The 16,340-nt window shown below is 37.0% G+C and carries 16 protein-coding genes and 2 pseudogenes; 8 read left to right on the forward strand and 10 right to left on the reverse strand.

Annotation, left to right across the window (positions count from 1 at the left end; translation table 11 throughout):
- Positions 1–126 precede the first annotated feature (126 nt).
- Positions 127–447: pseudogene (locus MKY44_RS30925) on the reverse strand (transposase); the annotation flags it as partial.
- A gap of 238 nt (positions 448–685) precedes the next feature.
- Positions 686–1,114 carry a hypothetical protein gene (locus MKY44_RS30930; protein ID WP_341010379.1) on the reverse strand — a complete coding sequence of 143 codons (429 nt, stop codon included), beginning with the start codon at positions 1,112–1,114 and terminating at the stop codon, positions 686–688.
- A 279-nt stretch (positions 1,115–1,393) separates the two neighbouring features.
- Between MKY44_RS30930 and MKY44_RS30935 the strand changes: the two are divergent.
- From MKY44_RS30935 to MKY44_RS30960, 6 genes and pseudogenes are all read left to right on the forward strand, one after another.
- Positions 1,394–2,634 (forward strand): annotated as a pseudogene (locus tag MKY44_RS30935) (DNA polymerase IV).
- The gene (locus MKY44_RS30940) at positions 2,631–2,996 is read left to right on the forward strand and encodes a YolD-like family protein (protein WP_341010381.1); all 366 of its coding nucleotides are present in this window, start codon (positions 2,631–2,633) and stop codon (positions 2,994–2,996) included. The pseudogene MKY44_RS30935 and the gene MKY44_RS30940 overlap by 4 nt, the downstream one beginning before the upstream one ends.
- Positions 2,977–3,348 (forward strand): hypothetical protein, encoded by a 372-nt coding sequence (locus MKY44_RS30945; protein WP_341010382.1) that lies wholly within the window; start codon positions 2,977–2,979, stop codon positions 3,346–3,348. Before MKY44_RS30940 ends, MKY44_RS30945 begins: the two co-directional genes overlap by 20 nt.
- Positions 3,349–3,677: 329 nt before the next feature.
- Positions 3,678–4,754 (forward strand): SEC-C domain-containing protein, encoded by a 1,077-nt coding sequence (locus tag MKY44_RS30950; protein WP_341010383.1) that lies wholly within the window; start codon positions 3,678–3,680, stop codon positions 4,752–4,754.
- Positions 4,755–5,664: 910 nt separating this feature from the next.
- The gene (locus MKY44_RS30955) at positions 5,665–6,051 is read left to right on the forward strand and encodes a hypothetical protein (protein ID WP_341010386.1); all 387 of its coding nucleotides are present in this window, start codon (positions 5,665–5,667) and stop codon (positions 6,049–6,051) included.
- A complete protein-coding gene (locus MKY44_RS30960; RefSeq protein ID WP_341010387.1) occupies positions 6,041–6,220 on the forward strand; it encodes a type II toxin-antitoxin system RelE/ParE family toxin in 180 nt (59 codons plus the stop codon). The genes MKY44_RS30955 and MKY44_RS30960 overlap by 11 nt, the downstream gene beginning before the upstream one ends.
- A 566-nt stretch (positions 6,221–6,786) precedes the next feature.
- Here MKY44_RS30960 and MKY44_RS30965 read toward each other — a convergent pair.
- Complete coding sequence (locus MKY44_RS30965) at positions 6,787–7,239, reverse strand: hypothetical protein (protein WP_341010389.1); 453 nt, start codon at positions 7,237–7,239, stop codon at positions 6,787–6,789.
- A gap of 728 nt (positions 7,240–7,967) precedes the next feature.
- On the opposite strand from MKY44_RS30965, the gene MKY44_RS30970 reads away from it, so the two are divergent.
- Positions 7,968–9,284, forward strand: a complete 1,317-nt coding sequence (locus MKY44_RS30970; RefSeq protein WP_341010390.1) for a hypothetical protein — start codon at positions 7,968–7,970, stop codon at positions 9,282–9,284.
- Positions 9,285–9,645: 361 nt separating this feature from the next.
- Complete coding sequence (locus MKY44_RS30975) at positions 9,646–10,185, forward strand: ATP-dependent DNA ligase (protein WP_341010392.1); 540 nt, start codon at positions 9,646–9,648, stop codon at positions 10,183–10,185.
- Between the two features lie 252 nt (positions 10,186–10,437).
- Here the strand turns inward: MKY44_RS30975 and MKY44_RS30980 are convergent, their stop codons facing one another.
- The 7 genes from MKY44_RS30980 to MKY44_RS31010 all read right to left on the reverse strand — a co-directional run bounded on the left by MKY44_RS30980 (position 10,438) and on the right by MKY44_RS31010 (position 16,320).
- On the reverse strand, positions 10,438–11,790 hold the full coding sequence (locus MKY44_RS30980) for a hypothetical protein (RefSeq protein ID WP_341010393.1): 1,353 nt from the start codon (positions 11,788–11,790) through the stop codon (positions 10,438–10,440).
- Positions 11,791–12,150: 360 nt separating this feature from the next.
- Positions 12,151–12,921, reverse strand: a complete 771-nt coding sequence (locus MKY44_RS30985; RefSeq protein ID WP_341010394.1) for a hypothetical protein — start codon at positions 12,919–12,921, stop codon at positions 12,151–12,153.
- Positions 12,922–13,773: 852 nt separating this feature from the next.
- On the reverse strand, positions 13,774–14,130 hold the full coding sequence (locus tag MKY44_RS30990) for a CAP domain-containing protein (protein ID WP_341010396.1): 357 nt from the start codon (positions 14,128–14,130) through the stop codon (positions 13,774–13,776).
- A 242-nt stretch (positions 14,131–14,372) separates the two neighbouring features.
- Complete coding sequence (locus MKY44_RS30995; protein ID WP_341010397.1) at positions 14,373–14,768, reverse strand: hypothetical protein; 396 nt, start codon at positions 14,766–14,768, stop codon at positions 14,373–14,375.
- A 35-nt stretch (positions 14,769–14,803) separates the two neighbouring features.
- Positions 14,804–14,983, reverse strand: a complete 180-nt coding sequence (locus MKY44_RS31000) for a hypothetical protein (RefSeq protein WP_341010399.1) — start codon at positions 14,981–14,983, stop codon at positions 14,804–14,806.
- A gap of 93 nt (positions 14,984–15,076) precedes the next feature.
- Entirely contained in the window at positions 15,077–15,910 is an 834-nt protein-coding gene (locus MKY44_RS31005; protein ID WP_341010401.1) for a hypothetical protein, read from the reverse strand.
- A gap of 104 nt (positions 15,911–16,014) precedes the next feature.
- On the reverse strand, positions 16,015–16,320 hold the full coding sequence (locus MKY44_RS31010) for a hypothetical protein (RefSeq protein ID WP_341010403.1): 306 nt from the start codon (positions 16,318–16,320) through the stop codon (positions 16,015–16,017).
- Between the last annotated feature and the right edge of the window lie 20 nt (positions 16,321–16,340).

The following is a 16,340-nucleotide window of genomic DNA, read 5'->3' on the forward strand; positions in this document are numbered from 1 at the left end:
GCGTTTCTGTCTATGGACAAGAACATTGTACTATTTCGTTTTCGTGGAACGTGAAATGTGTGCGGTGCTAATTTTACTGTAAGGTCCGATGTACCTACGATGATTTCAATAGACTGGGAAAAACGTTGAAATAGGGCATCGCCCTTCGATGCGGAAACGTTCGGTGATTTGTTCCGGAGACCACGTTGCCTCCAATTTTTCCTCCAGTGAAGCAGCCAAGGCATCGGACCAATTCCCTGGAGAGACCGAAGTCTTACGACGCTCCTCATAAGCATTCTGAGCTTGTTCTGCCTGATACGGATGTGATGAAGTCACACGATCTAACTCACGACAAATCGTCGATGGATGCCTACTCAGTTCTTTCGCAATGGCTCTTGAGCTTCTACCTTGTCTGTGGAGGACTTCTAGCTTGCTACGTTCGATTATGCTAAGATGTCTGTAGCTCATGGTTGGATTCTCCTTGTGTGAATGGTGTTGTGGTGACTTCATTCTACACGAATCCGGCCATGGGCCATTTTTTATTTAATTCCAGTAGGTGTCGCACTTCATATTACAATTCGTCGTGCGATATAAAGTTTAAACTACTCATTTTTATTAAGCCTGGAGATTGTTGAAAAGGAAGACACATCAGGACCTCGATGTGTCTTCCTTTTGTCCATTCTCAGATATTACAGAAGATTCCCGCTTATAGTAGCTCTTTTTCTTTCGATTTTAGTGCTCGTAGGATTGCTAGTTGGCTTCGATCCCCTAGGTTACGAATACATGAAATTTGGTAAATAGTAAGATCCATGAGTTGATTCATGTCGTTGTAACCTCTTCTTTGTAGTGCACTGATCACTCTTATGTACACATGTTCTTCAAAGCTTCCAAAAAACTCGTTTACTTTCATTGTTTTGATCTGTGTTGGTAGCTCTACAAAATCTTTCAACTGTTTTTTGTCATTCTCCTGATTGAAAAACCAATCGTATTCTAAACATTCATTTGCTTTGTGGAATGACTTAATTGCTTCATCAATTATTTTAATAGCTTGCTTACCAATGCCTGATGAAGATTTCTCAGGGAGTATCGACTTTATGAACTCCAAGTGTGCCAGATCTAATGTAATGTTAGGCATTAGATGGTCTGCTCCTTTCTCATTTATTATATTGTATCACATGAATAAATACCGAGTAGATAATGTAACCCAATAACGGCTTGAGTAAGAAACACGGTATGGGTAGCTCAACTTTGAATTTTAACCGCTGATGGATAGGCTAGTGTGACTTACTATGATTTGAATCCATCACTTTCGTTGTATGCCTAATATAAATATTTACCTCTTGCATAAAGAACGTATGTTCGGTTTATAGTATAAATACAAACATACGTTCTTAAAAGTACAGGGGTGATTTCAATGTTGCCTAAGCAACGAACCATTATGCTCATTGATATGCAGAGCTTTTATGCTTCAGTCGAAAAGACGAAAATGCCTCAATACAAAAATAGACCACTCGCTGTTGCGGGAGATCCAGCAAGACGTTCTGGAATAATTCTTGCCGCTTGTCCATTAGCCAAATCTAAGGGGGTGTCTACCGAGGAACCACTCTGGCAGTCTCTTCAGAAGTGCCCTGAACTAATCATTGTAAAACCTCACATGCAAGAATACATCGAAGTATCCACTCAAATCATGTCCATTATAGAGGAGTTCACCGATCTAGTTGAACCGTACAGTATAGACGAATTATTCGCTGATTTTACAGGATCTATGCATCTATTTGGTAATGATCCAATCGATTTGGCGAAGCAAATTCAAGACAAAATCTATAATGAAACAGGCGTTTATGCAAGGGCTGGCATTGGCGAAAACAAAATCATCAGTAAATTGTGCTGCGATATGATCGCTAAAAAAGCAGAGGGGGACATTTTCCACTTAATGAAAGAGGAATTACACCTCCACATTGGAGATAAGCCCATCCGCGATATGTGGGGGATAGGCTCTAGAATGGAAAAACATCTGTGGAAGATGGGCATCCGAACCATTAGAGAACTGGCGAATACGCCTCTTTCCAAACTAAGAAGTAAGTGGGGGGTTAATGGAGAAGTCATCTGGAGAGTCGCAAATGGAATCGATAATTCACCGGTAACCGTCAACACGCACAGTACACAAAAGGATATTGGAAACGGAATGACACTGCCAAGAGATTTCACAGAGGCTTGGGAGATCGAAGTAGTTATCCTCGATATCTGTACAGAAGTGTGCAGAAGAGCCCGTAAAAAGGGACTGATGGGTAGTGTCGTTTCCGTGAGTATATCTGGGGCGGATTTCGACCACCCAAGGGTTTTCACAGACAGGTGAAACTGTCTGATCCAACAAACATAACCGTTGATGTATGCAAGATAGCCAAACGCATATTTCATCAACACTGGGATGGGCAACCTATACGCCGTGTAGGTGTATCCCTTTCTCAATTATCCAATGCGGATACATACCAACTATCATTCTTTAATGATCAAGAGCAGAAACGGGCAATTGATCAGGTGAGGGACGATATTAAGGATCGTTTTGGCGACATTGCCATTCTACGAGCGAGCTCGATTACGGCTGCGGGTCAAGCGATCGATCGAGCATCTAAAATTGGGGGGCATTACAAATGAGCAAAAAACTGGAGGCCAATGGATTATGGGAATTAAGCCGCATGATGCTTCCACAACATAAAGAACGAATTATACAGCATCGTACTCAAATTCATTATCAAGTTAGACCCATAATCCATGAAGATGAGTGGGAAATTATTGCTCAGAATATAGATATGTCGCTTAATTATACGTTGCAATCCACCATTGAAGTATTTAATGAGGCAGGCAATCGGTATATACATGGGATCGTCACTACAGTCAGTACCTATGGAAAGAAAATTAAAATTGAAATCGATAATGGATTTGAATGGGTCGATTTAGATCAATTGGTAGCTGTAAAACTAGAAGAAGGAGGCGTTCATGGTGAGACAGACTTCTGAGGAACTTGCACTCGTGAAGAGGCTGGTAGAGCTCCCCTATCTTTTAGGTGCTCTGGAGGTCGATAAGCATAAAATATATGCTTCAAACTTTAAGATGAAATCTGTGTATATTGACTACTTGGATGGTACCCAAAAGAAAATTGCTTTAGAAATGTACAATTCAAAACAAATTTTAAAGGAACATCAAATTAGAATCATAGATGAAAAGAGATCTGAGCTGAGTTTAACGGTAGATTATTCCGTAAAAGGTTACCTTCATAAAATGACGCTATTGTGGAGCAAAGTAAAAGTGGATGTAACCTTAATGCTTACTGAATATATGAACGTTGATATTACTGATATGCCCAGATAATCGTGTCCCTAGCCGATGAAACGTGTTTTTACTGATTTACAAATGCAACCCCACTTAATTATCTAAATTGTTAGACCAAGTAAAGCTCTTCTTATGCAACAAGAAGGGCTTTGATCGGATAAGCATAACATTCTACTACTATTGTAGTTGGACACGAAGAAATACCATAAAAACTTTTATAGTAAGGACGTGGTATAATTTAGCTGATGATACACGAGAGCAAATGGCTACCAAGGATATGAAAAAAAGTAGATTTATAGCGAATATATAATGAGTTTAAAAGCATAAGAAGATATTTCAAATAAATGGTGGATCGGTGTGATTGAAAAGTGGGAATTGGTAGAAATCAAATGTGTCCTTGTAAATCAGGTTTAAAATATAAAAAATGTTGTAACCTAAATGAAAAAGAGTTTGTAAAGTATCTTGACACAAGAATTACTGAACCAGAGGCTATAGTACATATGTTTAATAAGGATAAGATTGTAAGACAATGTTTGCATCCTAATAATGCTGAATGTAAGAATGAACAGGTGATAGGAGCCCATTCAATAGCCAGGAAGAGAATTTTGGATAATTTACAACTGGATGGAAAAGTGAAGAAAATATATTTGGGATACAACAACCAACAAATGCTCAGTATAAAAATTAAGGGTATCGATATTAAACGTGCGTCGGTGTTCTTTGGTTTTTGTAAAAAACATGATGATTTATTTCAACCCATTGATAATTTCGACTTTTATCCAGAAGATGTTCAACAAAATTTTTTGTTTTCTTATAGAGCATTTTGTTTTGAATATCATCAACTGGATGAATCAATTAAGGCTAATCAAAAACTATTTTTAGAAAGTAAAAGAGTACATGAGAAAGTTAGCGGTACTCTTTCTATGTTGAATAAGCAAAAAAATAAATTGAATGAATATCAAAATAAGTATAATAAAATGATAATTAATAATAATCATTCTGATATCATTTCTAAAAGTTTCATTTATAAAGGTAAAGCACAAATAGCTGTCTCATCAGCTATATTTCCATTCTATGATATCAAAAATAATGAAATAGCAGATGATATAGATGATAGTAAAATGATTACACTCAATATTTTTCCGCAAAACGAAAAAACTTATGTTGTTTTTAATTGGTTTAATATAGACAATTCAGTTTTTTCTAATTTCATTTCACAGTTTGAAGGTCTAAATTTAAAAGATCAAATTAGTTTTCTAAATAATACTGTAACGCTATATGCTAGAAGAAGTTTGCTTTTTAATCCTACACTATGGAGTGAATTAACAACCTCAGAGAAACATGCTGTAAAATCAAGTTATAATCCAGCATTTATATCTCTTAATAATTTGCTGCGTACTCCTCAGTACAATCTCTTTAAGAATATTGAGAGTCTTTCTAATTAAAAGTTGAATATGTAGGTTCTCCGACTTTCTTTTCGCTAAAAATGAAATTCAAATGGATTATTCATTCAAAAATTGTAATTTAAAGCGGGTTAGTTAAGGGTTTACCTGAATAAGATTAGAGGGATGGTAATCAATATAGAGTAGTAGTTGAGACTATGAGTAGCTGTTGGGGTTACCTCCTTAATTTTATACCTTGATACACTTTTGAAGTGCAACCCTTAGAATATATACTGTAAAAACTCTAGGATTCGAGGGGAGCTTTCTTATAGCAATGAAGAGGACTACAGTTTAATACAGTCATTCAATTGCACACAATTACGGTATGTTTGAAACTGGAAGCTAGATAGCAGACGCTGGTGGCTGCTATTTTTGATTGTTTCTAGTAGATGTTTCTGCAATGAGGAGACCAACACATATTTACAAAAAACGGTTATCGCCAAGAAGTTTAGTAATAACCAAAGGTTTTCGTATCATGTTGTGGTGAACATATTTGCCCGCCAGGGTGATTATCATGATTATACTAATATAAATATTCATATCGGTTAAAATGAGATATCAAGTGAGGATGAGCTTGCAGAACGAGCAGCCCGTGCTTCAGGCCTTAATGAATCACAGGCAGAATTTAAGCTATGCGACCATGTACTGATCCTGGATTGCTTTTGCTGGAGCCTAAAACCGTGATTTGTTGGTCGGACCAGATTGGAGGAAGCAAAAGCGACAGTAAGTTTGAATGGGGACTTATAAAGAGATAAGAGAGAATTCGTTATGCAGTGAAGTAAACCTTGTTTCGTAAGATTTACATGTTTTAAGATATAGAGACAAAGAAACCAAGAAACCAAGAAAAAGGAAATAAATAATTAAAATTTCTACAGAAACTTGGTATAAATATAAGTTAGGAGGGAATAGACATATGGTAATAGCCCAGAGGGAATTGGAGAGTAGTACCATGTCATATCCTAAGAAGGTAAAACGAATAGCTGTTTCAAGTAAACGACAAATTAGTATTCCAAAGGAATTCTATGACGTTTTAGAAATAGGCGAAGAAGTCCTTTTGGAACTCTACGGTAATCATATGGTTATTAGACCATCACGCGAAAATTATGATGATTTTTCCGAAAACATTTTAAACGACTTGATTAGTGAAGGGTACACAGGAACTGAATTGTTAGCCGAATTCAAGAATAGAAAAGGCCAACTTGGTAAAGCTGTTAAGTTATTAATTGAAGAAACCAAGATTAAGGGTGAAAGAACTACAATTGATGACCTTTTCGGAGACGATGACGACGATGACATTTGATCTTATACCTTCTCGGCCAACAAAAACCTTCATCAAAAAGCTGAAGGATAAGGAATTAAAGAAAAAGTTTAAAGAAGCCTTTATGGATATACAGCTAAATCCCTTTGAAGCTGGCGAAACAAAAACTGGGGATTTAGCTGGTGTTTATGGTTACGACATATATTTATGAGATCGCTTATGTCATTGAACAAGATGATGAGGGCAAACTGTTCTAATTATCCTAGCCGGTACGCGCGAAGAGTTCTATAAGCAGTTAAAGCGATACATAAAAACATCAAGTAAGAATTATGGACAATAAAAATCCTCTAACATGAAGACTCACCAACGAATCTTAGATCAGCTATTAGATGATAAGTTTAAAGAGATAGTCTCAGTAAATTATGAACAGACCGGAACCGGAATAATTTATGAAAAAGTTGTTATGGTATCATATTCAACAATATGGAAAAAGAAATACAAGAAAATAAGTACTCTCTTCTTATTAGCTCCGGAAAAAAATTCGAGGTGCAGTTGGAATTCAAAAATAGTTTGTTGGTTGATTGAACTTCAATGTTTCTCTCATAATGCAACCGGCTGGCCAAACCATAGGCCATCTTGTTTTGTCGAATTTGGAAGCACAATTTATCCACATAGCAAAAATAAGAGTTAATTCTCATCAAGCAGACTCCCAATAATTATCTTGGAAGTCTGCTTTTTTGAGACGAAACCCTTACTAAATGGATTATTAAAGGAACTTTAGCCGAATGGCACGTCAGACGCACGTACTTCAATGCTTCCACTTACTGTACCATTAGCAGTATTATAATCTACGTTAAAAGTTTGTCCACTTGCGTGAGTAACAAGAATAGTCTTAGAGCTATTCGCACTAACTGTCCCAGTCCAGATATTTTGTTTATTCCCATTTAGATTATATGAGATATATACATTTAGAGTTTGGGATTGTGTATTGGAAATATACACTCTGGCATAATCATATCCAGCCTTCTGATTCCAAGAATTTCCTGCACTAGTTAGTTTACCTTCAGTTATAGGTAAGTACTCGGTAAATGGTGTGATTTCAGGAAGAGATGAGTCCACGATAATTGCAGATCGTGATGGAGATTCAGCTGCAAAGGCTGAAACGGACGAAACCGACGTTAATGCGGCTACTACAGAAAAAGCTAATAAACTCTTTTTGAATCTTTTCAATTTTATTCCTCCCAATTTTAGATTATGTACACCTATCCCTTGTTAGCAGATGTTAGTGATGGAAATAATTTACCATATTCTTAAAAATATTTCCATATAATTTAAAAGTATATATGTCTAAATAGTCAAAAGGAGCTATTGAAGAAGATATAGAGTAGGTTTTTAGGCTGTTTTACATGCATCTACTTATACTTAAAGGTTAAAATATCTTCCTTGACAACCAAAATGTGGTATGTCATTATATTCAATAGATCAAAGATAGTCAAAGTCTAATATTTAGGGAAAAACGTTGCTAGGAAGCCTATCATCATGATGACTTTAAATTCCCATCTCAGGATCAAGTAAAAACAAGATAACGAGAGGATGATTACTACATGAAAACCGTTTATCATGTATCACCGTAAACTGATCTGAAGGTTATTAATCCCAGGCACAACAATGAAGGCAGAGTATTTGCAGTCTTTGGAGCGTTTGAATTTCGGTACCGTGAGTACTAGGAGCGACATACAAGTTAGATGCCGGCCCATTTTCATCTGAACCTGGACGTTGAAGTGAGGAATTTATTACGATACCTCCTGGACTATATGGAATAATAAGCTAAGAGAGTAAACAAAATTTCACCTAACAAATGTAGTTAATGCAGATAATTAATTAAGAATCTCTGGATAATACTGCTATAATTCTTTATAGTTAATAAATGTAAAAAAATTCAAATCAGAAGTGAAAGGATGAAAAAATTGGACTACTTATATATTGATGAAAAAGGGCCGCAAGAAACAATTAGGATTACGACACCTTATGATGAAGAGAAGAAAATCAAGTTAGGAAATGACAACATGTATATTTATGTTGCTGACTTAATTAAGATAAATGAGAAAAACCTCCTTAATATTGAAAGTGAATATAAGATGTTAGAAGACAAATACATGTCCTACAGAAAATTTTCTGACGATAGAGAATTAAAAGGAAAAGATATTTTGGACAAAAATTTTAATCATGGTATCGCTAGTCTTAAAAATCGTGAACTAGATTTTTATAGTTCCTTGTTCGACTTACTCCTTGAGAATAATGTTAATAATTTACTATTTTCAATAAATAAAATGTCTCTAGTTGTAGACAATAGATTGAAAAATTGGATTCTTTTCATAGAAGAAAGAAACTATATTGAATCAGCACGGCTTTTAAAATATGCTCTTGTGAAATATATGGAGAATGAAGCTAGTGAGGTTGTAATTCAATCTATTTTTAATCCAGATATAGGAAATAGAGAAGTTCTTACAGAAATCCAGAAACACATGGGAGCTTTTATCAAAACGAACCAGCATATAAGGAGAATGGGGAAACAAATAGAGAGTTATAGCGAAATAATCCAAGTAATTAGAAAAACAAAGCACTTCATTAAAGATAAACCTTTTGAGCAAGCATCATTTGATTGGAACAAGGTGTCGTTTGACATTGATTTGTGGATTACAGAAATGAACCTTGCCAATAAATTTAATATACAGTCAACAGAACTGATTCTTGATGAAGGTATACCAATAGAACCGTTCGAAAAATTAAATTTTCCATCAATAAAAGAAAATGAAGATTCTACTAATCATGTTGGGCTTCGAATTTCTGATGTTTTGGTCGTAATTGTAGGGAAATATATGTCTAAATTATCCAATGAACATAGGTATGATAAAACCAATCCTGAAAAAAGAAAACTCTTACCCAAGAATTGGTTTCAATTAGAGGAAAAGCAGTTTGATTTATTGAACAAGATGAATAAATACTTTTTCCCTAATGATTCAACCTATTGTTTTATAGTTGATACATATTTTGATGATGCATTTCTATTTGAAACTTATCTCAGATATATAAGTAGTTATCAATCTTTTTATGATTATAAGAAACAAATTGATCATGTAGAAACACATTTTTCTTATTTATTTGAAGCTATGACGTCCAAATGGGAAACCGCAGTATTAGACGAAAATTCGGTGAGGGCTTTGTATGGGAATCTGAACGCAGGTATTAACGCTGGACATGTCCGTCCTCTATGATCATGCTAATTTAATCTAAAAAGAGATTGAACAAACCTTTTCGTTAGGATTTGTAATTCTTACGAGGGTTGTTTAAGAGAGTTGCCTTCAGCCGATATTTACGAACTGTACTTCGATCTACTTAAAATCTATTAATCCGCCGGCAGACCCTATGCAATCCCCACAAAGGAAATAATTACTTTGTTCCAGTGGAGACATACGTTAGGACATATGACTGTTCATAATTCTCATTCATCCCAATAATCTCATATAGATACACTTATACTCCGCATGCTAAGGTTAGGGCGGAGGTTTTTGCTTGTGCTAAATAAACCATTCAAACCAATGTTTTTACAGCCATTAGTACCTGGTGAAATTAAAAATGATTGGAAGTTCCAGCATTAAGTGGGACGGATTTAGGATATTAATTCATTACGATAATGGTAGTGTACGTGCATATAGAAGACATGGGACTGAAATAAATGAACGTTTCCCGGAGCTTCAAGAAATAAAATTATCAGTTAAAACAGCCATCTTGGATGGAGAATGCATCGCTTTTGATGTTACTCAGCCTGCAGATCAGCCACCGAAGATCTGGTGGGAAGATGCAATGACCCGTTTTCACACGAAAAAATCTACCGCCGTCAAATCAATCTGTAAAACACTAAAAGCTCACTTTCCGATATGGGAAGTTTTATGGGTCGATGGCCAGTCGGTAACGACGATGACATTTGATAAGAGGCGTGAACTTCTTCAGACGGTGTTAAACCCATCTGAGACAATATCCATAACACCTTTATATGATGATGGCCTCCAGCTTTTCTTAGGAGTAAAACAACAGGGGTTAGAGGGCATAGTTCAATACAACAGTGATGCACCATATTATTTAAATGCAAGACCAAAAGATGTAATCAAAAAATAAAAGCATATCAATATGTAACTTGCCAGGTCTCAGCAACTCGAAAAGGAGCATTTGGCTGGGGGCTACAATTGAATGGCAAACACGTAGGGATGGATACTTGAATTCCCACCAGCCCTAAAATCGTTGAATACATTTACACAAAGTTGGGATTTTGTACATATGTATGTAATTGTGTCTTTATTGTCTAATGTAACCGGCTTACGCTGCAAATACAAAAAGCAGCATTCACACATTTAATGTGAATGCTGCGACTTAACAAGTTATTGGGGAATCACACTCAGGACATTTCTTCTTTTTTGGTTTAATATTATCCCACAGTTCCGGATTAATGGATCTACTTCCATCTATCTTTCTCCGCAGGTATGCATGCCATTCATTTAGATATACTTCTCTGGTAGCAGAACGTTTTACTACAAGTTTTTCATAGTACGGATATTTGATCAATACTCTAGCGACCATACGCTTATACTGCGTATACTTCGTAGTTAGTTCACCAGGCCCGAACCCATCATCAAAATCATGATAGACTTCCGTCCCCCCATGGACATACTCTGATCTTAAGGTATACATTTCACTTGTTATGAGAGCGCTGTCTGATTCATTTAAATCAGTTAATTTAGTTAAACCTGGCATTAAGAAGGACAATTGAAAACGTTTTGGCGCTCTTACAGGTAAGAGTACTGTCTCTGACGCAATAACCAAGTTCATTACCGGTAAACCTAGTCTCTCAAAGTAATCGCCTCTTTCTTCAGATTCAATGGCCTTTTTGAAAAATCTGAAACCGGTACGAAATTTCGCCCGTAGTTTGTTTGATCTTGTGTTACTCAAAAAACTTTGATAGAGAGAATCAAACAATTTAATGTGTTTTTTTTCAAGTAACCAATCCAGATTCAAGTTGCAGGTGGCATCGATTCTAAAAGGGATTGTGCTATGTTGCCAATTATTTTCGCCAAATAGCATCATATGATCAGTTTTCTTATCCGAGAACCTGCGTGCAAACTGTGGATATCGGTATGCTGGATAAATTTGACCCCAGTAGATGGCTTGAAGAAAGGTGATACAATAGAAAGCCTGATTATGCACATCCTGATGTACACTTTCATTGTGATCCTTTATCCGGATTGCTAATATTGGGTGTTCAAAAAAACCAGGTGATTTACGTATAATGTTATTCATAATATGTTGAGTTTGCATTCTTGAGTTTTTACCTATTTTCCTTAAGGTGTCAGCCTTTTCTTCAAGACTACCAGACAAGAAAATGAAATTTTTATAACGGACTGATGAAGAAAGATGGGCATGCCTCAGAGGAATTAGAATCCAGTTATCGATACGATTTTTTTCAAGATATTGCGACAATGACTCTAGCAAAACCGCTGCGTCATCATTATCAAATCGTTCCTTCTCTTTGATAGCAGGTTCTTGAGCATATCCACATAGATAGTTCTCTGTCAGGTCTAAAGCTATACGGCCAGCAAAATTCGGATGAGTAGATAAACTATCTATCAGATTTTTTAGCGGCACGTCCCCTATATAACTCATTTCATTTGAATCTTTTCTTTTACAGTAATGTAAAAAAGCTTTTGCAATGCTAGTTAAATTTGCCATGAGATTTCCTCTATACATTAAATTTAGTTTTTGTAGCTTTAGCCAATAATAATGGAACTACTTAATGCTGTTTAAGAAAGCTTCTTAGTTTAGCTCTTTCTTGTCGAGCAAACACGAAACTGTATACTCTCTTCTACCATGAATTGGAGAGAACCATACCTCTAATCTTTACCGCCAACACGTGCAAGACCCGGACGCAGTTTTGAAATGGACTGCGTCTTTTTTATTGACTACTCCGAAGGCAAAGTTTCAAAAGGGCATTCTCCCTCGAACCTCTCCGTACTCAGCCCGAGATACGTCCACATCAAGGGATTTGAATGGAACAATGATCTTGTCCCGTGACAAGGGTCAGTTCGTATTTTATATTATCGCGTTTTTACGAATGATTAAACGAAACTCGCCACTAAATATTTCATCTGTGGTATAAATTTTTGAATTAGCCGAGAGATCTCCAATGTTAGGTACGAACGGAGTCTCAACGTCATTTAAGACTACAACTCTATACTCATTTTGATATGATAGAGCGTTATCCTTCCAAAAGAAAACATCTTTATCTAGTTTTTCAAAAGATTTCATACGCGCAGAGTTGTTAATACTATAATCATCATAAATAACTTTCTTACCTATAAGCGCTATTTTATTCTCTTCAGCATAGTTCGTTATCTTAGCTGAAAAAACATCAAATGGTACGACTAGAACGTGATCAGCTTTAAATATTTCAGTAAACGCTGTTTTTTGTTCCTCGGTGAAAACTAATTTGGTATAGTAAGACTCTTCATCCTCTTTTTCGATCTCCAATAACTCCCCATCTAAACTAGTAGCACTGAAAACAGGCTGGTAAATCAAATCATCGAATGTCATATTCAAATTTTCTGCTGTACCTTCATATATGATTTCATTTGTTTCCTGGTGCAGCAATGTATACTCTATCTTGTTAATATTAAGTGACGATTCAAGAACATCTCCTTGTCCCCTCTCGCCAGTATTTTTCTCTTGCTCTATAAACCATTTAAAATTGTTCATATAGAGATCTCCGTTTTGCAGAGACTCTGCGTATTCTTTTTTTGTGAATTTAAGAATAAACATTGTTTTATTTTTGAATTTCGGTTCTTGTTCTGAAAGTTTTACCATTATGTCAAACTCCTCTTCCATTATTTTCAACCATTTGAATGTAAACCTTCTATGTGAAAAATACAAGGATTGCGATGGTTAGGGCTTCACTGACGGTTGCTGCAGATCCAGATGAGTCTCGTCCATGTCCGTTTTCTCTACGGAGCTCGTTTCTTTTCCGATTACGATTCACTGTTCCTCCAATCAAAAAAATCGCCCCATCAGGAACATCTTCTACTGTGATTTGTACTTGTGCTATTTAATGAAATGATTTGATTCGCCTGAAAGATTGGCTTCCAGAACTTCGAACCACATGCATCTCATGGCGCGCGTGTAATGACGGTGTAATGAGTTTGGTGCATCACGTTGGCCAGACGTACAGCAAAGGCTACGTGCCATGCGTGAGATGTTATTTGACTCCATTAACTTGCTGAAGGATCAGTTGTACACCGGATACTAGAGGCATATGCCAAGATAGCAAGTTGTCCTCTTTTCTCATCAATCTTTGGCTCTTTCCTTATATCTTTGAATAATGAAAATTGACTCATTTTGTAGAGTCGCTTTATTGCTAGATGCTAGTACGCGCTTGATACATTAATAATTCTCATTGGAGTTGCAGGACTCTAATCGAGTCAGTCTTGAATTAAATCTTATTTCTGCTCTTTAGTAACATGAATAATCTATTTAATTAGTTGTTAATAGCATAACTCTTTCCTCAAACCCTCCACGCTCATCGTGTTTAGTTTGCGAATATACTCTAGTTCCTCCATCGTAGTACCTTGACTATGAGCAAAACTATAGACTACCTCTAACAAATCGACTAATTCCTCGATCTGCTCGTTTCTCTCTTTCGCTTCAAGGAACTCGTTCAGTTCAGGAACGATGCCTGTGCGGGTATTCGAGAGCCTTAAAAGCAAGAGCCCGGTCTCCGGGCGTCACTCCCGTAAATCCTGGCGTACCCGGCTTCTCCCTATGGGCCGACAATCCTTCGAAGTGGGTGGTATTGTAATAAGCCGCTTGAGCCTGCGACGCTTGCGTCAATCTCGCATCCAGCTCCAACGGCCCTATGCCTACCTTCGCCCGAATCTCGTTCAGATAAGCCAATCCATCGAGTTGATTCTGCGTGAACCCTCCTTGCGTCGTAACCGATGCCGCCGATGCGCGTTCTGCCGGATAAGCCGGTACGATGACCGTTAGGGCCAGGACCGCTGCGAGCAGACAGTTGCCCACTTGCGCCCCGATCTCCGGCCGATCCCCCGATTTGGCTTGCCGTTCATTCTGCGTTTGCTTGCTTTCATTGTGTTTCTCCCCTCATGTTTATGTTCTTGTCCATTTCAGTAATCGTTACAAGTTCTTGTCCTTGGCTTGGGACACGAACTTGTAACAATAAAATAACAAAGCCCCCAAATTACCAACTTCAAAGAGACTATGTTCTAGTCCTCCGACATACGCTTTGATAACTACTTCACAATCTAAAGTTCTCTCCACTCTTCGGAAGCTAGTTTGTTAGATTTAGTCAAAAGTTTTAAACCCACGCCAGTTAGAACATCTCTAATTGGATAATAGGTGCGGTTCTTCCAAACGATTTGTTTTTTGGGATCCAGATTAAACGACTTCTCTTGATAAGTAAGGGTAATCTTACCGTCTTTATTGCTAATGGCTCCACCTAAGAGAGGCATTAATTCCGAAACAGGTGTGTACGTAGTTAGATCAGTATGACGGAACGTCCCCTGACCACTATACTTCAGGTATTCCCCCTCAAAACTCACTGGAATAGGATCATTTATACTCAAGTAATCATTCAGTGAAAAGCTATAATAAGGTTCAGTAAAATCGTCAACAACTTTACCATATCTTCGAGGTGTCATTAGATCGGTCCCCGTGACACGATAGGCACCTTGGTTTAAAAGACCAGATGAAAGATATGATCCGTACCCGCCATCCAACTGACCCCGTAATTAATGGCAGAAGATGATACAGTCGTATTGATCGGTATGGTTTGAACCCGTTTCCCAGTCTGGGTATCAAAAATCCGATATTCGTCTTTTCCTTTGACCGATCGATTGTTTTCGATGAAGTTCACCCAGAGTACGACATACTTACCATTTGGACTTGATTGAGCGACGGCAAAGGCATAATTTGGTCGGCTCGAGTCTGTCTCAAAGATGGTCTTTTTTCATCCGTTAATAATGAGTTCGTGTTTGAACTTCCTTTTTACTTTTGTCTGAAGAAGAACAACCGTGTCATTCAACTTTCTCTTGTCAACATAATCATTTGAGGCGTTTTCTCTAGTTGTATGGAGTTTTACTATTTTTCCATTAGGCTTGATCTCGTAAGGATATTCTCCTGGGTAAGAAACATATCCATTCTTTGCATCATAGTACGTACCTGCTTCCACATATAATGCTCCAATGGACAACTCTGGCTCAAAGTAATTGTGGTACAAGTAGTTTGTTACAAAAATATTTGAGTGTTCCATGGGTCTTTCTTTTGCTTTATGTATCAGTTTATTGGTAGCTAAAGAATAAACGAGGTATTCTCTTCTTCCCTTCTCTACGACGTACATCCCTGCATCTGGGTAAACTTCGTCAATCGTTCCATCGTTAATATTTCGATCTGCGAGGGTAGTAACAACTTTCTTCTGGCTATCATATTTTAAAAGTTTTTCTGTAGCTCCGCCCTTCAATATCGCATAAGTGATTAAAGGGTTTTTCGTGTTCATCCCGCTAATGTACTTGAAATAATATTCAGAAGAGGTGTCTATGAAGTCTAGTACAGTATCCTCATTCGTAAATAAACCTGTAGTATAATCGACTGTCGTTTCCCTGACTATAGGTTTTCCTGTTCCATTTATCCTATAATTGTGAGGGATCCACTGGAGGTTAGTTTTATCTTTTGTCTCAGCATTCGAATTAACGGCACTGCCGTAAACATTGTCCCAAGGCGTCATTACCCCTGAGAAAAGTAACAATAATACCATAAATAAAGTTAGATAACGCTTAGTATTCATTAGACCTCCAAAGATGATAATAGTAATTTGCTACATGCCTATAGATTAAGATTGATTTAAAATAATCCATTCCAAACCAAATATAATTTGTATACCGCACTAAATTACATTGGTTGATGAAACGAAGAAACATCTTCATCAATTACTTTGGATTTACCCTCAATAACCGAATGCTCTAAAAAAATTCCCGCTAAAAGCTGTATGTCGTTTAATTGAGTTGAAATAGTTCTTCTCGAGATAACATTCTCTGAATTGTGAGGGCCTAGTCTAGCTTGTGGATGTATGCAACGATTTCTACTTTCTCTCAACCGCTTTATCTTCTCCTCATCAAACAACGAATTATATTGAGAAGCATGTTCGGCAACTTTCTTATCAAAGACATCAAGTCTATAGTAATCCATCCGTGTCACAGAAATGGTGTTCCCTCCTG

The organism is Paenibacillus sp. FSL R7-0026, from assembly GCF_038004485.1.
In the GTDB taxonomy this organism is placed as follows: domain Bacteria; phylum Bacillota; class Bacilli; order Paenibacillales; family Paenibacillaceae; genus Paenibacillus; species Paenibacillus xylanexedens_A.